The sequence below is a fragment of the Flavobacterium fontis genome (genome assembly GCF_900129405.1).
Lineage (GTDB): Bacteria > Bacteroidota > Bacteroidia > Flavobacteriales > Flavobacteriaceae > Flavobacterium > Flavobacterium fontis.
In genome coordinates, this window is record NZ_FQVQ01000015.1 from 16,175 (window position 1) to 33,681 (window position 17,507).

19 protein-coding genes are annotated in these 17,507 nt (G+C 41.7%); 5 read left to right on the forward strand and 14 right to left on the reverse strand.

All coding sequences use genetic code 11. The features are described from left to right. From BUC17_RS11465 to rsfS, 3 genes are all read right to left on the reverse strand, one after another. A complete protein-coding gene (locus BUC17_RS11465) occupies positions 1–600 on the reverse strand; it encodes an LUD domain-containing protein (protein ID WP_073364583.1) in 600 nt (199 codons plus the stop codon). A 106-nt stretch (positions 601–706) separates the two neighbouring features. Beyond that, positions 707–2,635: an ATP-dependent zinc metalloprotease FtsH gene (gene ftsH, locus BUC17_RS11470; RefSeq protein WP_073364586.1), complete on the reverse strand. Its 1,929-nt coding sequence runs from the start codon at positions 2,633–2,635 to the stop codon at positions 707–709. A gap of 22 nt (positions 2,636–2,657) precedes the next feature. After that, complete coding sequence (gene rsfS, locus BUC17_RS11475) at positions 2,658–3,029, reverse strand: ribosome silencing factor (RefSeq protein ID WP_073364589.1); 372 nt, start codon at positions 3,027–3,029, stop codon at positions 2,658–2,660. A 95-nt stretch (positions 3,030–3,124) separates the two neighbouring features. Between rsfS and BUC17_RS11480 the strand changes: the two genes are divergently transcribed. Then, a complete protein-coding gene (locus BUC17_RS11480; RefSeq protein ID WP_073364592.1) occupies positions 3,125–3,856 on the forward strand; it encodes a biotin--[acetyl-CoA-carboxylase] ligase in 732 nt (243 codons plus the stop codon). A gap of 35 nt (positions 3,857–3,891) precedes the next feature. Here the strand turns inward: BUC17_RS11480 and BUC17_RS11485 are convergent, their stop codons facing one another. Both BUC17_RS11485 and pyrE read right to left on the reverse strand, forming a co-directional pair. Then, positions 3,892–4,284: an orotate phosphoribosyltransferase gene (locus tag BUC17_RS11485; RefSeq protein ID WP_073364595.1), complete on the reverse strand. Its 393-nt coding sequence runs from the start codon at positions 4,282–4,284 to the stop codon at positions 3,892–3,894. Between the two features lie 5 nt (positions 4,285–4,289). Next, the gene (gene pyrE, locus BUC17_RS11490; protein WP_073364598.1) at positions 4,290–4,940 is read right to left on the reverse strand and encodes an orotate phosphoribosyltransferase; all 651 of its coding nucleotides are present in this window, start codon (positions 4,938–4,940) and stop codon (positions 4,290–4,292) included. Positions 4,941–4,947: 7 nt separating this feature from the next. Between pyrE and BUC17_RS11495 the strand changes: the two genes are divergently transcribed. Next, the gene (locus tag BUC17_RS11495; RefSeq protein ID WP_073364601.1) at positions 4,948–5,550 is read left to right on the forward strand and encodes an NUDIX hydrolase; all 603 of its coding nucleotides are present in this window, start codon (positions 4,948–4,950) and stop codon (positions 5,548–5,550) included. A gap of 4 nt (positions 5,551–5,554) precedes the next feature. Here BUC17_RS11495 and coaD read toward each other — a convergent pair whose 3' ends face one another. Genes coaD through BUC17_RS11510 form a run of 3 tightly spaced genes read right to left on the reverse strand, consistent with a single transcriptional unit; the run spans position 5,555 to position 7,657 of the window. Further along, positions 5,555–6,013 carry a pantetheine-phosphate adenylyltransferase gene (gene coaD / locus BUC17_RS11500; protein WP_073364603.1) on the reverse strand — a complete coding sequence of 153 codons (459 nt, stop codon included), beginning with the start codon at positions 6,011–6,013 and terminating at the stop codon, positions 5,555–5,557. Positions 6,014–6,047: 34 nt separating this feature from the next. Further along, entirely contained in the window at positions 6,048–6,671 is a 624-nt protein-coding gene (locus tag BUC17_RS11505) for a hypothetical protein (RefSeq protein ID WP_073364606.1), read from the reverse strand. Then, positions 6,668–7,657: a D-alanine--D-alanine ligase gene (locus tag BUC17_RS11510; protein ID WP_143161789.1), complete on the reverse strand. Its 990-nt coding sequence runs from the start codon at positions 7,655–7,657 to the stop codon at positions 6,668–6,670. Before BUC17_RS11510 ends, BUC17_RS11505 begins: the two co-directional genes overlap by 4 nt. A gap of 81 nt (positions 7,658–7,738) precedes the next feature. On the opposite strand from BUC17_RS11510, the gene BUC17_RS11515 reads away from it, so the two are divergent. Together BUC17_RS11515 and BUC17_RS11520 are read left to right on the forward strand one after the other, a co-directional pair. Beyond that, complete coding sequence (locus BUC17_RS11515) at positions 7,739–8,362, forward strand: PASTA domain-containing protein (protein ID WP_073364609.1); 624 nt, start codon at positions 7,739–7,741, stop codon at positions 8,360–8,362. Further along, positions 8,352–9,392 carry an RluA family pseudouridine synthase gene (locus tag BUC17_RS11520; protein WP_073364611.1) on the forward strand — a complete coding sequence of 347 codons (1,041 nt, stop codon included), beginning with the start codon at positions 8,352–8,354 and terminating at the stop codon, positions 9,390–9,392. The genes BUC17_RS11515 and BUC17_RS11520 overlap by 11 nt, the downstream gene beginning before the upstream one ends. Positions 9,393–9,421: 29 nt before the next feature. Here BUC17_RS11520 and BUC17_RS11525 read toward each other — a convergent pair whose 3' ends face one another. The 4 genes from BUC17_RS11525 to BUC17_RS11540 form a co-directional block, all read right to left on the reverse strand. Continuing rightward, complete coding sequence (locus BUC17_RS11525) at positions 9,422–10,507, reverse strand: endonuclease (RefSeq protein ID WP_083544946.1); 1,086 nt, start codon at positions 10,505–10,507, stop codon at positions 9,422–9,424. A gap of 5 nt (positions 10,508–10,512) precedes the next feature. Continuing rightward, positions 10,513–11,724, reverse strand: coding sequence for an RsmB/NOP family class I SAM-dependent RNA methyltransferase (locus tag BUC17_RS11530; RefSeq protein WP_073364615.1), 1,212 nt, complete (start codon positions 11,722–11,724; stop codon positions 10,513–10,515). Positions 11,725–11,829: 105 nt separating this feature from the next. Next, positions 11,830–13,824 (reverse strand): KUP/HAK/KT family potassium transporter, encoded by a 1,995-nt coding sequence (locus BUC17_RS11535; RefSeq protein WP_073364618.1) that lies wholly within the window; start codon positions 13,822–13,824, stop codon positions 11,830–11,832. Between the two features lie 126 nt (positions 13,825–13,950). Beyond that, positions 13,951–15,363 carry a hypothetical protein gene (locus BUC17_RS11540; RefSeq protein ID WP_073364621.1) on the reverse strand — a complete coding sequence of 471 codons (1,413 nt, stop codon included), beginning with the start codon at positions 15,361–15,363 and terminating at the stop codon, positions 13,951–13,953. Between the two features lie 112 nt (positions 15,364–15,475). Between BUC17_RS11540 and BUC17_RS11545 the strand changes: the two genes are divergently transcribed. Further along, positions 15,476–16,528, forward strand: coding sequence for a WD40/YVTN/BNR-like repeat-containing protein (locus tag BUC17_RS11545; RefSeq protein WP_073364625.1), 1,053 nt, complete (start codon positions 15,476–15,478; stop codon positions 16,526–16,528). Between the two features lie 34 nt (positions 16,529–16,562). On the opposite strand, the gene BUC17_RS11550 is transcribed toward BUC17_RS11545, so the two are convergent. Continuing rightward, positions 16,563–17,048, reverse strand: coding sequence for a hypothetical protein (locus BUC17_RS11550; protein WP_073364628.1), 486 nt, complete (start codon positions 17,046–17,048; stop codon positions 16,563–16,565). 20 nt (positions 17,049–17,068) lie between these two features. After that, the gene (locus BUC17_RS11555) at positions 17,069–17,485 is read right to left on the reverse strand and encodes a hypothetical protein (protein WP_073364631.1); all 417 of its coding nucleotides are present in this window, start codon (positions 17,483–17,485) and stop codon (positions 17,069–17,071) included. Positions 17,486–17,507 lie beyond the last annotated feature (22 nt).

Below are 17,507 nucleotides of genomic sequence, written 5' to 3' on the forward strand. Positions count from 1 at the left end.
TTACAAATCTTCTAAAAGCAACAAATAGAGGTTTTTATGGCAACTCCCGTACGTGAGAAAGTCCTCCTCCTGCGCTTTTTCAAAGTATTTAATGGTCGTGATATTGGTTGGGTATTCTTTGTCGTATTTCTTTTTGATCACCCGCAGACCGTCACTTTTCGACTCCAAAATTTGACTAGTGGTTGCAAGGATAACAATATTGTCTGGAAGTTCGTTGGGCTTCTTTTGCTTGATTTGGTTGGAAGAAAATAACACAGAACCTTCGTCAGCGATTAAGTTTTCGCAACTGGCAAAAAAGAAGGCAGGCTGAGTCACCGATTGATGGGGAAGACGATTTTCTTCCAATAGACTAAAAAGTTTGGACTCAAAACACAATACTTCTTTTTCAAACCAATCGTTTTCTTCTAATATATTTTCAAATTGTTCTTTAACTTCTGCTAAGTTTTCACAATAGATGAATTTCCCTCCATTTTTTTTAAAATTAAAGGTAAATTGCTCATCTACAGGTAAATTGGAAGGTTTTGGCGAGTTGTATTCGCTTTGGCTTTCCGCTTCGGAACCTTCTTGACCGGAACCAAATATTTTTCTGAAAAGACTCATATATTGGGTATACTTCTTTAAAAAGTTGGACAATTTCAAAGATAAAAAAATCTTAATTCAAAACCGTGCATGAATTAAGATTTTTTAAAATTTTGTTAAAAAGAGATTACAAAGGATTTTCTTCCGTCAAGGTGTGAATTTCCCCAAAAGGGCGTTTGCCAAAAATAGCCTCCAAATCATCTTTAAAAATCACTTCTTTTTCAATTAAGATATCGGCCAACTGCAACAATTTCTCTTTGTTTTCCTTGAGTAATTGAATAGCTCGTTGGTATTGTCCTTCCACCAAAGCAGAGATTTCTTTATCAATCAAAACAGCCGTTTCTTCCGAATAAGGTTTGCTAAAGTTATACTCCGATTGACCGCTGGAATCGTAGTAGGTAATGTTTCCAATTTTGTCATTCAAGCCGTAAATGGTGACCATAGCTCGTGCTTGACGCGTCACTTTTTCGAGGTCGGAAAGCGCTCCTGTAGAAATCGTATCGAAAACAACTTCTTCGGCCGCACGACCTCCCATGGTAGCACACATTTCATCCAACATTTGGTTGGGACGAACAATCAAACGCTCTTCGGGAAGATACCAAGCCGCGCCCAAACTTTGTCCACGGGGAACAATCGTTACTTTGATGAGTGGTGCCGCATGTTCGAGCATCCAACTCACTGTAGCATGACCCGCCTCGTGAACGGCAATAGCTCGTTTTTCCTCAGGAGTAACGATTTTATTTTTCTTTTCTAAACCGCCTACAATACGATCAACAGCATCCAAAAAGTCTTGGCGTTCTACCTGGGTCTTATTTTTACGCGCAGCAATCAAAGCCGCTTCGTTACATACATTGGCAATGTCAGCTCCCGAAAAACCTGGGGTTTGTTTCGCTAGGAACTCCGTGTCCAAATCGTCAGCCTTCTTTAAAGGTGTCAAGTGAACTTCGAAAATTTCCTTACGCTCGCGAATGTCTGGTAAGTCAACGTAAATCTGACGGTCAAAACGACCGGCTCGCATCAATGCTTTATCCAAAATATCGGCTCGGTTGGTCGCTGCCAATACGATGACATGCGTGTTTGTACCGAATCCGTCCATCTCTGTGAGCAACTGATTGAGTGTGTTTTCGCGTTCGTCATTGGAACCTGAAAAATTGTTTTTTCCACGCGCGCGCCCCACAGCATCAATTTCATCAATAAAAATAATAGCCGGTGATTTATCTTTTGCTTGTTTGAACAAATCGCGAACACGTGAAGCGCCCACCCCGACAAACATCTCAACAAAGTCAGACCCTGAAAGGGAGAAGAAGGGCACTTTAGCCTCTCCCGCCACTGCTTTGGCCAATAAGGTTTTTCCTGTTCCTGGAGGCCCAACCAGTAAAGCTCCTTTAGGGATTTTACCACCGAGCGCAGTATACTTTTCGGGATTCTTTAAAAATTCCACAATCTCTTGGACTTCTTCTTTGGCGCCTTCCAGTCCTGCAACGTCTTTAAACGTAACTTTAACATCATTTTTTTCGTCAAACAAACGCGCTTTTGATTTTCCGATGTTAAAAATTTGTCCGCCGCCACCGCCAGCACCACCCGAAGCCATTCGTCGCATGAAATACAACCATACCCCAATAAGGATGATAAGAGGTAAGAAGTTAATAAAGTATTCTGACCAATCACTTTTTTGTTGAAAATCATAAGAAACTAACTGTTTCTTCTTTACGGCTTCCGCTAGCTCTTTTTGAAACAGTTCGTCATTTCCGATATCAAAAGTGTAATGAGGACCTTTATTTACGGTTCCAAATACATCTTTGGCTACTTTTTGGTGTTTTTTCTCTTTCAGCGCTTTTTCGTTAAGATACGCTTCAGCTTTCGTTTTGTTGTAAACAATCACTTTTTGTACCTCACCGCGTTTTAACATGTCGTCAAATTGTGAGACGCTTATTTTAGAATAATCCTGAATGGTAGAACCTCCAATCATGTTCAATACAATGAGCATGAATAAGATAGCGCCAGTAATCCACCAGGGGCTAAATTTTATACCGTTTGGTTTTTTATCTTCAGACATAATTTACTTGGGTTCCTTGTTTTTAGTATTGCGTTTCAATTCGGGTCATTTTGGCATCTCCCCACAATCCTTCAATGTTATAATACTCACGGGGCTCTTTTTGGAAAACGTGGACCACGATAGAAACATAATCCATCAATACCCACTCTCCATTTTCTGTTCCTTCTACATGCCAAGGTTTTTCTTTAAATTCTTTAGAAACAACTTTTTGAATTGAATTTACGATTGCATTCACTTGTGTATTGGAAGAGCCTGTGCACAAAACAAAATAATCACAAACTGCGGTGTCAATTTCTCTTAAATCTAAAAGGTCAATCTCGTTCCCTTTTACTTCTTCGATTCCTTTTATAATGCCCGCCAATAGGACATCGGTACTCACTTCTTTTTTTATCATTTAAAACTGCTTCTTATTTTGCAAAGGTATTATTTTTTGTCATTATTTTTGAGGCTTAACAGAAGTTTAAATCCGAAAATTTACCCCTTTGTCCTATGCAGTTAATCAAACTCGATGCCATAGATTCGACCAATGATTTTTTAAAAGCGTTGGCACGTGCTAAACCCTTGGAAAATTATACCACAGTACTTGCGCATCAGCAAACCAACGGCAAGGGACAACGCGGGGCACGTTGGCTTTCGGAACCGGGTAGTAATTTGATAATGAGTGTTTTGATTCATAATCATCGCGTTCCTACTTCGGCTGTTTTTCATCTTAATGTAGCGGTTGCCATCAGTCTTTTAAAAGTCTTACAACGCTATCACATTCCTGATTTAAGTATAAAATGGCCCAACGACATTTTGTCAGGTAATCAAAAGTTGGGGGGTATATTGATTGAGAATTTGATCAAATCCGATCAATCTTGGGAGGCTGTGGTTGGTATCGGACTCAATGTACACCAAAAAGACTTTAAGGAGTTGCCCAAAGCGACTTCACTTTATAACATTTCACAACAGTCCTTTGGCATTGAACAGCTTGCACAGGAAATCGTTGCCGAATGTCGGGAGAACTATGTTTATGTAGCCCAACAAGAGGTAGCGACGCTATGGCACATTTACCATGCTCATTTGTTTCGAAAAGGGGTTCCTTCTGCCTTTGAATTGCCCAATGGACAGCGGTTTATGGGAAAGATACTGGAAGTTACCACTGAAGGGCAATTGGTTCTCGAAGATGAATGGGAAACGATACGCCATTTTGACCTCAAAGAAATCCAATTATTGTATTAAAAAAAAACCGACTCTACAGTCGGTTTTTTTAACTTTTATAGTTTTCCCATATTGGAAGAAAGTGTTTCTAGAAATTTGGTAATAGGCCCTTTGACCATCATTGCCATCATCGCATTGAATTCGCCTTCAAATTGTAATTGAACAGTAGAAGATGCTTCTCCTGTACCTTCGAGGTGTGCGATTAAAGTGAAAGGGACTTTGTCGCTCGCAGCGCCCAATTTGATATAGCTGTGGGGCGTTTGCTCCTTTAAACGTAATTTGATTTCAGGCATACCGCTTAAACCAAACAAAAAGGTATTTTCATCGGTTACTTCAAATTTAGCGATATTTTCAGGCATCAATTTTTCAAAGTTTTTGACATCTGTCAAGGCGTTGAAAAGGTATTCGGCCGATTTTGGTACGGTTACTTTGGGACTTTCTAATTGCATATGTGTTATTTTACGGCCACATTCCAAGTATCGGGATGCATACGCCAATCGTGTAAAGTAATTAATTCGTTTTCAGTAATGTATTGTTTGGTCACCGCCAAGGGAAGTAAATGCTCGTAATCACTGAGCGTATTTAAATTAACATTTGCTTTTTCAAAGTTGGCTTGCGCCACAGGAAAACCGTACGAAAAAATTGCGGCCATGCCTTTTACATTCGCTCCGGCTTCTCGAAGTGCCTCGACGGCTAGTAAACTGCTGTTTCCCGTGCTGATCAAGTCCTCAACAACAACAACATTTTGTCCTTTTTGTAAAAAACCTTCTACTTGGTTTTGACGTCCATGTTTTTTGGGTTCGGGACGCACATATACAAAGGGTAGTCCCATTTCTTCGGCTACCAAAATGCCGATGCCAATCGCACCTGTAGCGACACCTGCAATCACATCGGGTTTGCCATAGGTTGCTTCAATGTGTTTGACAAATTCATCGCGAATATAATTGCGAATCGCTGGAAATGACAAGGTTAGACGGTTGTCACAATAAATGGGAGAATGCCATCCAGAAGCCCATAAAAAAGGATTTGATGGATTTAATTTAATTGCGTTTATTTGTAGGAGCAATTCGGCGGTTTTCTCGGCTGTTGCGTTACTAAAAATCATAGTACAAATGTATAAAGTTTTTGTGAACGATAAACCACTTTTTTTGACAAACCAAGTGGCCAAAGAAACCGATTTTCAATTGTTTTTATTGGAAAGCATTGACATCGAACAGCTTATTGTGAAGATGTTCAACAATAAGATTAAGAAGGCTTATTTGTACTATCCTGACGAAAAGGAAATCTTAAAAAAGGTTAAAGCCAAAATCCCGGTAAAGAAAGCAGGTGGTGGACTTGTTTACAATCAAAATGGCGAGGTATTGTTTATTTTACGCAATGGGAAATGGGACTTACCCAAGGGTGGCGTTGAACGTGATGAAGCAATTGATGAAACGGCTTTACGTGAGGTCGAGGAGGAGACGGGTGTACATCCGTTGAAGATTACCCGCAAACTTCAAAAAACATATCATATTTTTAAACGGGGTGGTAAATACCGTTTGAAAATTACCCATTGGTTTGAAATGAAAACCCATTTTGAGGGTGTTCCCGTTCCTCAGGCCAATGAAGGAATTGAAAAAGTAGCTTGGCTCAATCCCGAGCAAGTGCAGGAAGCTTTGCAGAACTCCTATGAAAATATCAAATTGCTTTTTGAGGAAATAAAAATGCCGCAATAATGCATTAAGGTTTTACACGTACTGCCGGAGGGACAAGTACTGTATAATCGCCCCCATTGCGCAATACATCCCTTACAATACTAGAGGAAATGTAGGAAGTTTTGGAGGCTGTCAAGAGAAAAACAGTCTCAATTTTGGACAGTTTTCGGTTGGTATGGGCAATGGCTTTTTCAAATTCAAAGTCCGCTGGATTTCGTAATCCACGCAATATAAAATCCGCTTTTTCCTTTTTACACAAGTCGATGGTCAAGCCTTCGTAAGTAATAACGCGTACTTTGGGTTCGTGCTGAAAAGTTTCTTCTATAAAACGTTTGCGCTCTTCCAAGCTAAACATGTATTTTTTTTCGGCATTGACGCCAATAGCCACAATAACTTCATCAAATAAGGATACGCCGCGTTGTATAATGTCGTAATGTCCTAAAGTGATCGGGTCGAAGGAACCTGGGAAAATTGCTCGTTTCATAGCCTCAGTAAAAAAGTTTTGTAAAGTTAGCGAATTAGAATGAATTCAACTTTGATTTTTCAATCCCTTCAATGTAACCTTTAGTTTCCATAGTATTCAGGTCGCTCAATGTTAATGTCTCCTTCTGTTTACTGTAGTTCGACGGTTCATTCAAATCTTCCAAATCAAAAAAAGTATTTTGGATATATGTATTGTGTACAACTTTAAATGTTGGCCCCTTGCGTTCCAAAATTTTAAATGAGGAATAATAGCCGTTTTCCGTTTCATAAAAAACTACATCCCCTTTTTGAAGTTGCTCAAGGGGATAGTCGGTATGCGATTTTACATACCAATTTTTTATAAAAATACTTAGGGACAATAGTATAACCAAAGAACCAGTAAAAGTCCAAATAGGGAAGAGACGTTTTTGATGAGCTATGGCATCTACAGTAGTTTTGCAATCTTGGGAGAGCTCTTCATAAGCAATGGGGGCATTGCATGCTGTACAATGGATACTCCCGTGCCTTTTTACTGGAAATAACGGAATCAGCGTCAGATGCGTATAGTCGCAGTATAATTGTAGTTCTAGGTTGCTGTTGTTCAAATCACAATACGGACATTTCCCTTGTAAGGTACTTTGATATCGAAGGTGAGTCGTTGTTCCAACAATGACCATCATAGCTTAGACCAAATCGGTTTTCGTTCTAAGGCCAACTGAATTTCATTATCCAACAAATCGCCAAACGCCAATTGGGCAAAAGCGGCTTGTTGTGGGAAGATACTTTGCGGAGAAAGTCCGGGATTGGTATTGATTTCAATAAAATTTGGAATCCCGTCCATAATGATGAAATCGGTTCTTGAAAAACCGGTCATGCCTAAGGCCTCATAGACTTTTTTGGCGGTTTCCCGCACCCGTTGCTCGGTAGCGGAGTCCAAGCGGGCAGGCGTAATTTCCTCTGATTTTCCTTGGTATTTGGCTTCATAATCAAAAAAAGCATTCTGAGAAACGATTTCTGTGATACCAAGCACCGTCACTTCGCCTCTGTAGCGCATGACTCCCACCGAAACCTCTGTTCCTTTTAAATAGGATTCGATCAAAATCTCAGGGTCTTCCGCAAACGCAAATGCTAAGGCCTTCTCTAGGTCGTTCAACGATTGTACCATCGACACCCCTAAGGAACTGCCTGACTGGTTGGGTTTAACAAAAAAAGGAAGACCCAATTCTTCAACCAAAGCCGCGCCAGAAATTGCTTCGCCTTTGCGAACATAAACCGATTTTGCTTTGGGAATGCCAAACTTCGACAGTACGGAAAGGGTATCTCTTTTGTTGAATGTTAAAGCCGATTGATAAAAATTGCACCCGGTATACGGCACATTGACCAATTCCCAATAGGCTTGTAAATGCCCATCTTCGCCAGGTGTTCCGTGAACCGTATTGACCGCTACATCAAATTGTATTTTTTGCCCCTTGAGGACACAAGAAAAATCACTTTTGTCGATTGGGTAAGCGACGCCTTCTGCTAAAACATGCCATCCTTCGGGGAGAATATGGACTTCAAATGGGGTGTATTTGTTGCGATCCAATTGTGCTAAAATCAATTGACCACTTCGGAGCGATATTACCGATTCATCAGAATATCCGCCCATGACTACTGCAACGTTCATTCGGTTTATTTTAATTTCTATTCCCACAAAAATAGCATAAATGTGCCACTAAAAATTATATCTTTGTCGAAATTGTTACCTATGAGTTTACGAAAGTATCTAACGAGTAAAGTGTTTTTTGCCCAAATGGGAGCGGCCTTATTGGTTGTTGGGGTATTGGCTTTTTTCTTTTTTCATTGGATCACCTTTGTGACAAATCACGGGCAAGAAATTACAGTGCCTAATTTGAGTAAATTAACGCCTGAAGAAGCCGAGGCTAAACTCGATGAGCTCGATCTTGATTATGAAATTATCGATACCGTTGATTACATTGCTGACTTTCCTAAGCTTTCTATCGTTCAACAAGAACCCACAGCAGGAAGTAAAGTAAAAGGCGGTCGTACCATTTACATCAAGTTGAATGCCTCAACCTATACAATGGTTGCCGTACCTGATTTGATTGAAAAAACCTATCGTCAAGCTGTTCCTACCTTAAAAGCTGTTGGGTTGCAAGAAGGTGAGATCACTTACAAACCCTACATCGGAAAAGATATGGTTATTGAAATGTGGATGAATGGTAAAAAAATAAAGGAAGGAACTAAGGTACTTAAATCCTCCAAAATTGATTTGGTTTTGGGCGATGGTAAGTTGGTGTATCAAGAAACCGAAAACGATTCCATACCCGAAATTGAAACCCCTGTAGATACTTTGACCAATGGACTTTAATGAAGAATGGAGTGAACCCGAAGAGGCCCTTTTTGAGCATTTTCGGTTTGAAGTCCCCAAAGGACAAGGGTTGATGCGAATCGACAAATATTTACAACTACAAATTCCCAATATTTCACGCAATAAATTACAGAATGCGGCCGACAGCGGTCAGGTTCTTGTCAATGAAACGGCTGTAAAATCCAATTACAAAGTCAAACCCGATGATGTGATTCGGATTGTTTTATCGCATCCGCCTTTTGAGCATAAAATAATTCCCGAAGATATCCCTCTCGATATCGTTTATGAAGACGAAGCGTTGGTGGTGATCAATAAACCACCGGGCTTGGTGGTTCACCCTGGCCATGGTAATTATACGGGAACTTTAGTCAATGCCTTGGCCTATCATTACGGCAACCGATTGCCACTCAATAGTTCAGAACGTCCAGGTTTGGTGCATCGCATTGATAAAGATACATCAGGATTATTGGTTGTGGCCAAAACAGAACAGGCCATGACGCATTTGGCCAAACAATTTGAAGAAAAAACATCTGAACGTGAATATATTGCCTTAGTTTGGGGGAATGTTGTTGATGATGCTGGCACGATTGAAGGGAACATTGCTCGTCATGTTCGCGATCGGATGCAAATGGCAGTTTTTGACGATCCTGAAATTGGAAAACATGCGGTAACCCATTACCGTGTTTTGGAACGTTTTGGGTATGTGACCTTGGTGGCTTGTCAGCTTGAAACCGGTCGTACGCACCAAATACGTGTTCACATGAAACATATTGGACATACCTTGTTTAATGATGAGCGGTATGGCGGAAATGCCATTTTAAAAGGAACGACATTTACCAAATACAAACAGTTTGTAGAGAATTGCTTCAAAGTGCTTCCTCGTCAAGCGTTACATGCCAAAACATTAGGATTTATGCATCCGATTAGTAATGAATTTATGCGATTTGATTCGGAAATCCCTCACGATTTAGTCGAATGTATCGACAAATGGCGTACCTATTCAAAGTCGCATACCCTAGACGAAGATTAAAAAAGCCCCCAACGTTGGAGGCTTATTTTTTATTGGATAATTACTTTTTGCGTGATTGATTCTTTCCCAGATTCCATTTTGAAAAAATAGAAACCACTTGGAATATCTTTTATTTCCAAGGTATTGTTGGAAAAAGTGGGCTGTTCCAATTGCATAATTTCTTGCCCATTTATAGTATAAACTACGATGCGATCAAGGGTTGTATGGGTTTGCACATAAACCGAATGGGTGTTTGAAGGATTGGGAAAAATGCCGACATCGGTGGTATCAAAAGTATCTTGATTTAAGAAAATAGTGGGCCAGCGGTTTTGTGCCACAGGGCCTCCCCAAATACGTGTCGCCAAATACGGATTATCGATAAACGGATTGCGATTCCCTTGGGCAAAGTTGTTGAACAAATTGCTCATGTAGGTGTTGCGGTTGTCTTCATATTGCGAAACGGGATCTTCAGCATTCCATTGCAACAACAAATCAATCATATTGGTATCAGATGCCACTGGATTTCCCACGGCAACCATAGAGGGCAAACATTGTGCGCCGTAGTGCAAATACATGTACATCAAAATTCGAGCGACATCCCCTTTCCATTCATCCCCAGGATACCAACTTGTAGTACCAATGGTGTAGGAAGCTGTTCCCGATCCGTTGGCGTACAAACGATTCCCACGACTCGCGTTGCGTTGTACGTCACAAGCACGGAGCATGTGTGCATCGGCACCGGGTCCCATTTGCCCCAAGTCGGGATTTCCCAACGATTGTGCATAAATGTGTTCCCGATTCCAGTCGCCATTGTTACCGCTGTTTGAATTTCGGTCACGCGTTCGGTCATTGGTTGCATCGGCGTCTTGTCCAGATTCCCAGCCGTAAACGAGCAAAACATTACTGGTGTTCGTAGGATCCAAATCAACCGCTTTAATTGCATTCCAAACTCCAGGCGTATACGAAAGTTCCACCGTATGCGTGTCAATAATTTTATTGGCTAAAGCATCTTGCAAGGCACTTCCCGTGAGCGTCCAGTTGAACCCATTGTAGTAAGGCGAGGCGGGTGCGCCATTTTGAGCGGATGCCATACCGATGGCACAGGATGCCAAAAGGGATAAAAATGTTGTTTTCATGTATGTTATTTTCTTTGAAGTAAAGCCATGTAGAATCCGTCAAATCCAGATTCAGAAGCGAGTATTTTTTCGTCTTTAACGAATTGAAAATCCTTTCCGTTTTCGGTTATCAAAAAGCGTTGAACTTGCTCTTGATTTTCAGAGGGTAAAACAGAACATGTCGCGTAGACCAATTTTCCGCCTGGCTTTACCATTTTGGAATAGGTTTCCAATACTTCGGCTTGAACGGCTCGAATGTTATCGATAAACTCCGGTTGAAGTTTCCATTTGGCATCGGGATTCCGTTTTAACACGCCCAAACCACTGCAAGGTGCATCGATCAGTACGCGGTCGGCTTTTTCATAAAGTTTTTTGATGACTTTAGTCGAATCAATAACGCGGTAATCGATATTATGAGCCCCATTTCTTCGGGCACGCAATTTTAATTCTTTCAGTTTGCTTTCATACAAATCCATGGCAATGATTTGCCCTTTGTTTTGCATTAAAGCCGCAAGGTGTAAGGTTTTACCTCCCGCACCGGCACAAGCATCGATGACTTTCATCCCGGGTTCTACCTCAAGAAAGGCTGCCACTTTTTGCGAGGAACCGTCTTGAACTTCAAACCAACCGTCTTTAAAAACATCGGTCATAAATACGTTGGCTCGTTCGGGAAGAATGAGTCCTTCAGGCAAATGAGGTATGGGCTCGGTAACAATATCCAAATCCATTAAACGGGCTCGTACTTGCTCCCGGGTAGCTTTTAAGGTGTTGACCCGAAGTACCACATCGGCCATACGGTTTTGAGCCGCTATTTCTTTGGTCCAAGTGGCTTCCCCGAGTTCTTGTACGCCCAATTCATCCATCCAATCGGGAATGGATTCACGGAGTTTACGGACTTTGGATAATTCGTCAAAACGACCTTTTATTTTACGTTGGGGTGTGGTTTCAAAATATTTCCAATCGGGAAGCGGATAGCCGCGAAGGACCGCCCAAACGGCAAACATTCGCCATAACTTATCCCGGTCAAAGGGTGCTTTTACTTCGGCAATCTCGGCATACAATCGCTTCCAACGCACCATGTCGTAAATGGTTTCGGCAACGAATTTACGGTCGTGACTTCCCCAACGTTTGTCCTTTTTTAAAGCACGAGCTACCACTTTGTCGGCGTACTCTCCTTCATTAAAAATAGCATCAAGGGCATCAATGGTCGTAAATACCAAGTTACGGTGTAATCTCATTATTCAAAATCTAAGCCTGCAAAGGTAACTTTTTTTTCCATTGGGTTGGAAGTGCATACGGATTATATGGCCAAAAAAAAGCAGCTCCGAAGAACTGCTCTGTTGTTATTTTTCAGTTTCACAACCGTGATGGTCCAAGCGGCGCATTTCTATACGTTCAGGGGCATGCAGTACCATTGGGAATTGCTCTACTTTTACCGAACTGGCATCCAAACCAAAAGCTTTTTCTTCGGATAAGGAGTACTTTTTCAATACAAAATAGGAGTTCATGACTATGTTTTCAAAGAAAGTAATGTCACTATCATTGGATAAGAATTTTTCGGATAGTACAAATTTGAAATCTCCGATAATATTGTTTTTATTCAACGATTCATAGCGGCTAGTTACATCAACCTCGCCATTCTGTACCATGTCTTTGATTACTTCTTTAAACATCAAATTGATCTTCGTTGCTTCACGGAAACCAAGGTAGAAATCAATTCGGTACAAATCGTCTTTAATAATTTCGGTTACTTTGTATTCTTTGCGATAGGGTTCATTCAGTACATTCACGTGTATAAACCAGTACATATCGGCACGTTTGGGTCTTTTTTGAAGAATGGAATACATCACTTTTTCTTCAATTTCATCGACGCGATTGGAGTTGGTCATGTACACCAAATGGGTCGCATATTTGGGGATAGATAGGTCCAAACTCAACTCAGCCAATACTTTTTTATAATTGTCGATTTTAACAATCTTGGTATAACTCTTACTAATTTTCTTCGCCAAATACCAAGTCGACATAATGCTAATTAGGATGATGGCGATGAATAGCGTCACAAAACCACCGTCCATGAATTTTACAATATTGGCAGCCAAGAAGCTGAATTCAATAGCCAAATAAACAATGATCAGCGGGGCGATGAAATACCATTTCACTCTTTTTAAAATCAAATAATAATTGAGCAAAATAGTGGTCATGATCATACACAAAATGATGGCTAAACCATAGGCATGCTCCATATTGCTTGATTCTTTGAAGTAAAGCACAATGCCCACACAACCTAAAAACAAAAGCCAGTTGATGGAAGGAATGTACAATTGTCCTTTTTGATCGGAGGGAAATTTAATGCGCACTTTGGGCCAAAAATTGAGTCGCATCGCCTCGTTAATTAAGGTAAATGAACCACTAATTAAAGCTTGTGAAGCGATAACTGCGGCAAGGGTAGCCACCACAATTCCGATGGGTTGAAACCACTTGGCCATGATTAAATAGAAGGGGTTCGGATTGGAACTTCCCAATTCCATTAAGGTTAGTCCTTGATGGTCTAAAAGATAGGCCCCTTGTCCGAAGTAGTTCAAAATCAAAGTGGCTTTGACAAACATCCAACTTACCCGAATGTTTTTTCGCCCACAATGTCCCATATCGGAGTATAAGGCTTCAGCACCCGTAGTACATAAAAATACGGCTCCTAAAATGAAAAAGCCCTGTTCACTGACATCGCTCGTTAATAAATGGTAGGCATAGTAGGGATTTAGTGCCCGAAATACATCCAAGTTTTGGGTCATTTGAATCACGCCCAAAACACCGAGCATGGTAAACCAAATCAGCATCATTGGGGCAAAGAATTTTCCCACTAATTTGGAGCCAAATTGTTGAATGGTAAACAGGACAAATAAAATACTAATTACAATGGGAATGGTTGGGATATCGGGATTAAAATTGCGCAATCCCTCTACCGCAGAAGATACCGATACGGGTGGCGTAATAATTCCATCCGCTAACAAGGCGCTCCCTCCAATAATGGCAGGCACAATAAGCCACTGTATTTTGGTTCGTTTGACCAAAGCATATAAGGCAAAAATTCCTCCCTCCCCATGGTTGTCGGCACCTAGCGTGATGATTACATATTTTAGGGTGGTTTGTAAGGTAAGCGTCCAGAAGATACAGGAAAGTCCGCCTAAAATTAAATCTTGCGAAATGACGCTGTCGCCGATGATGGCTTTCATTACATACAAAGGAGAAGTACCTATATCGCCATAAATGATCCCCAAGGTTACCAATAATCCCGCAGCTGAAAGTCTGCTGTGAAGATTTTGATGTGAATGCGAACTCATAAAAAAATATTAAAAAAGTTCACAAATGTATTACTTTTCAAAGTTCTAAAATAAAAAAGCACCGAAATTATTCGATGCTTTGGGTATGATTTTTTTAACTTTCCTTTAACGACCTCTATTTACAAATTAATTTCTTGAAAGTCGCGAGGAAGTACTCGTCTCTGAACGCATGCTACGACTCGAACCCGAACTGGAATAGTCTTGACGCGAGGGTCGAGGTGCGCTGTAGTCTTGTCGTACAGGCCGTGGACTTACACTGCTCGCACTTGGCGTATAGTCTTGACGAGAAGGTCGAGGCGTGGGTGCACTATAGTCTTGTCGTGTGGGGCGCGGACTTACACTGCTCGCGCTTGGCGATGGCGTATAGTCTTGACGTGTAGGTCGGGGGGTGCTATACTCTTGACGTACAGGACGCGGACTAACGGTAGTTGTACTTGGTGTGTAATCTTGGCGAACGGGACGAGGCGTCGCTGTGGTGCTGTAATCAGAACGTGTGGGTCTCGGCGTTGCTGTTGTGGAAGCCAACGTGTAGTTTTCACGAATAGGACGGGGCGTTACCGAGGTGTTGCTATAATTTTCACGAACGGGACGCGGACTGGGTGCTTCGCTATAATTCGCACGTGTTGGTCTAGGATTGGTTGTTGTACCGTTTGTATAATCCTGACGCACCGGACGGGTTTCAGTAGCACTGGTCCAATTGCCCCGTACGGAGCCTGTTTCGGGTCGTGTAGCGGTTTGATTATCACGAGTACCCGCTAAAGGACTACGGGTATCGGGGTAGGCCACATTGCGAACGGTTCGGGTTCGATCCAATTCATAACGATTAGCAATTCCTTGGTTTCGGTAAGCAAATCCTCGTTGCGGATGATGCCGTTCAATAAAGTTGCCGCGTCGGCCAAAATAGTGTGAATATCCCCAATGGCAACGACGGAAATTCACATAATTGTATTGGAATCCAAAGTTGATGCATAATCCGATGTGATGACGGTAGCGAAAAATGGGAAAAGGATGCCAAGCATAATAGTAGCTCGGATAAAAGCCCCAATACCATGAAGAACAGTAGGGCTGGTAATACGGTTGCCAGAAATAATTGTAAATTACAGGTGTTCCCACATAAACCGGTTCATAAATATAGTTGGTGCCGTAAAGGAAAGAATCGCCTACCACTTGCACTTGTACGCGTCGGTTGCGGGTATCTTTTTCAACCTCAACGGTGGCCACGTCTTGGTACTGATCGCGTCCCAGCACGGCTTGCACCACGATAATGTGTTGATTTCCTTCAATCGATTCGACTACTCGTAAATAATCAACTTGGTTGTCAAGGTTTAAATCCAAATTGGATATCGGAGTTTCGGGATTGTTTAAACGGCGTTCAAAATCTTCCAAGTCACGAGCCTCCCCAAAAATTGAGGCAACGGCGCGAAGGTCTAAGTTGTCGCTAATCTCTGAATCGGTAGCGCTCACCGTTGTGCGATTTTGAGCCCCACTCCATGTTAGACTCAAGCCCAACAACATGCTGTATAGTAGTTTCGTTTTCATAACTGTGGAATTTAAAGTTCGTAATACAAAAACCAAACACTGTGCCAAAATGCCAAAATCAAAATTGTCACCTCACCAATTATGTTTATTTTCGTAGGAAATACTGAGGATTATGCGCGTTTTTTTGGGCTTTTTTTGTGGTTTTCTTTTTTGGAATTGTGCTTCTGTAACTTCTTCAAAGGATGCTCAACCGATAACTCGAGTCACGGTAGACACTTTGCTTTTTGAAACGGTAAGTATTCGTGCGATTGCTGTTGCGGAGTCATCCGTTTTTTATGCGGGGAGTCATAGTAAACTGGGTCGAATCGATTTGGTAACGCGCAAACATTGGCCTCAAACACTTCCCACTACGACGCCTACCGAATTTCGTTCGTTGGCTTTACACCAAGGAAAATGGTTTGCCCTTTCCATTGGAAATCCTGCACTTCTCTATTCGGGGCCTATGGAGGGCGAAGGCAATCGCTTGCTGTATCAAGAGGTGCATGAAAAAGTTTTTTACGACGCGCTACATTTTACGGCAACCGGAACAGGTTGGGCCATGGGCGATCCGACGCAACAGGCAATGGCGTTATTGAAATCGGAAGATGGGGGAGCGCATTGGTATCGTATTCCTGAAGATAAAGCCCCTGTTTTGGCTCCTGGGGAAGCAGCTTTTGCTTCGAGTAATACTACCATTTGTAGCGCGGGGAACACACTTTGGATAGTTACCGGAGGCATGAAATCGCGCGTTTGGCGCTCTACTGATGAGGGTAAAACGTGGACGTCGTTTGCTGTTCCTATCGCTCAAGGCAGTGCTATGGAGGGAATTTTTTCAGCCGATTTTTACAACGCCAAGATAGGGGTCGCTGCTGGAGGGAATTATGACCAACCCACCCAAACAGTTGGGAATCTCATTTATACCTCTGACGGAGGGAGCACGTGGAATCCTATTGATGTGCCCCAAGAGCCGGGCTATATTTCGGGGATTCAATTTATTCCGTCGGGCGAAGGTAAGGAATGGTTGACGGTAGGGGCAGGGGGATTGTATTATGCGTTTGACCAAGGGAAACAATGGAAATGTTTGTGGCCTGAGCCTCAATTGTATACCTTGAAGTTTGTCGATAGGCAAACCGTAATTGTGGCCGGGAAAAACAAAATCTTTCGTTTGCGATTGCACCGAAACTAAAAAAAAACAGCCCTTTTTAGGAGCTGTTTTGTATTTAATTTCGGCGGCGTTCTTTTAATTGTTCCACCAATTTTCGATTGAAATCTTCTTCCGCACGTCGCAATTTGATAATCTTCAAAGCGGGGAGCACACCTCGTAAATCGGCAATCAATTTCTTACGGAGTTTGAATAATTCTTCCTCGTTGTTTTCCATTTGGGCCAAGACTGTTTGTGCTTCTTTTTCAGTCATTTTATCCAACTGATCGTCGTCCTTTCGGTCCATAAAAGCTTTTAATTTTTGACGGCGAATTTCAGCTTGTTTATCTTCAAAAGCATTGTATATGGGCCAAAATTTTGCCGCCTCATCCGGAGTTAAGCGAAGTTCTTGGGTAATAAAGGCTACTTTTTGTGACTTTACTTGTTCTTTTTTCTCTTGAATGCGTTCCCGTAAACGTCCACCGGGTTGCGCCCAAGCGTTCACTGTTCCCATGAAAAGGAGGGTTAGCACTGTAATTCGAAAGGCATTTTGAATTGTTTTCATAGTTTGATTTAATTTCAATGTTATTGTGTTATGCTGTATTCCAACGCTTCATTTTCAAGAAGCACTTCCTCCAGCGCCTCTGCTTCGGTATCGGAGGTAACGGGTACTTCCGTAGTTTGGAGTTCAATCAATTCCAAATAATGTTCGTCGGTGAGGTCGGTATTTTCGCTTACATACGAGGCAATAGCGCTCCAATGGGCTTCTTCTTCTTTTTGTACTTCCCAACGCCACAGCATGCCAATTCCTAAACCGATGACCAAAATAGCAGCCATTCCATAAAAAGTTTTGGCATTTTTACGCCAAAAAGAAATCGATTTTACAGGCGGCTTTTCCTCAAGTCGGTTTTGAAGTCGTGTCGAAAACGATTCAAAATAGCCTTCGGGTGCGGTAAAACCACTGGGATTCTTGGGCGGGTTATTTAAGTTAAACGGATTCATATACTTTAGATATTGTACGTGT

What these genes read in the sequence shown, in the direction of transcription:
- BUC17_RS11520 (WP_073364611.1), top strand. Translation starts at nt 8,352, where the DNA reads ATGGACTTTAATGAAGAATGGAGTGAACCCGAAGAGGCCCTTTTTGAG.
- BUC17_RS11535 (WP_073364618.1), bottom strand. Translation starts at nt 13,824, where the DNA reads ATGAGTTCGCATTCACATCAAAATCTTCACAGCAGACTTTCAGCTGCG.
- pyrE (WP_073364598.1), bottom strand. Translation starts at nt 4,940, where the DNA reads ATGATTTTTAGTAACGCAACAGCCGAGAAAACCGCCGAATTGCTCCTA.
- BUC17_RS11505 (WP_073364606.1), bottom strand. Translation starts at nt 6,671, where the DNA reads ATGATGGTCATTGTTGGAACAACGACTCACCTTCGATATCAAAGTACC.
- BUC17_RS11510 (WP_143161789.1), bottom strand. Translation starts at nt 7,657, where the DNA reads ATGAACGTTGCAGTAGTCATGGGCGGATATTCTGATGAATCGGTAATA.
- BUC17_RS11515 (WP_073364609.1), top strand. Translation starts at nt 7,739, where the DNA reads ATGAGTTTACGAAAGTATCTAACGAGTAAAGTGTTTTTTGCCCAAATG.
- BUC17_RS11550 (WP_073364628.1), bottom strand. Translation starts at nt 17,048, where the DNA reads ATGAAAACAATTCAAAATGCCTTTCGAATTACAGTGCTAACCCTCCTT.
- BUC17_RS11530 (WP_073364615.1), bottom strand. Translation starts at nt 11,724, where the DNA reads ATGAGATTACACCGTAACTTGGTATTTACGACCATTGATGCCCTTGAT.
- rsfS (WP_073364589.1), bottom strand. Translation starts at nt 3,029, where the DNA reads ATGATAAAAAAAGAAGTGAGTACCGATGTCCTATTGGCGGGCATTATA.
- BUC17_RS11555 (WP_073364631.1), bottom strand. Translation starts at nt 17,485, where the DNA reads ATGAATCCGTTTAACTTAAATAACCCGCCCAAGAATCCCAGTGGTTTT.
- coaD (WP_073364603.1), bottom strand. Translation starts at nt 6,013, where the DNA reads ATGAAACGAGCAATTTTCCCAGGTTCCTTCGACCCGATCACTTTAGGA.
- BUC17_RS11545 (WP_073364625.1), top strand. Translation starts at nt 15,476, where the DNA reads ATGCGCGTTTTTTTGGGCTTTTTTTGTGGTTTTCTTTTTTGGAATTGT.
- BUC17_RS11465 (WP_073364583.1), bottom strand. Translation starts at nt 600, where the DNA reads ATGAGTCTTTTCAGAAAAATATTTGGTTCCGGTCAAGAAGGTTCCGAA.
- ftsH (WP_073364586.1), bottom strand. Translation starts at nt 2,635, where the DNA reads ATGTCTGAAGATAAAAAACCAAACGGTATAAAATTTAGCCCCTGGTGG.
- BUC17_RS11495 (WP_073364601.1), top strand. Translation starts at nt 4,948, where the DNA reads ATGTATAAAGTTTTTGTGAACGATAAACCACTTTTTTTGACAAACCAA.
- BUC17_RS11485 (WP_073364595.1), bottom strand. Translation starts at nt 4,284, where the DNA reads ATGCAATTAGAAAGTCCCAAAGTAACCGTACCAAAATCGGCCGAATAC.
- BUC17_RS11540 (WP_073364621.1), bottom strand. Translation starts at nt 15,363, where the DNA reads ATGAAAACGAAACTACTATACAGCATGTTGTTGGGCTTGAGTCTAACA.
- BUC17_RS11480 (WP_073364592.1), top strand. Translation starts at nt 3,125, where the DNA reads ATGCAGTTAATCAAACTCGATGCCATAGATTCGACCAATGATTTTTTA.
- BUC17_RS11525 (WP_083544946.1), bottom strand. Translation starts at nt 10,507, where the DNA reads ATGAAAACAACATTTTTATCCCTTTTGGCATCCTGTGCCATCGGTATG.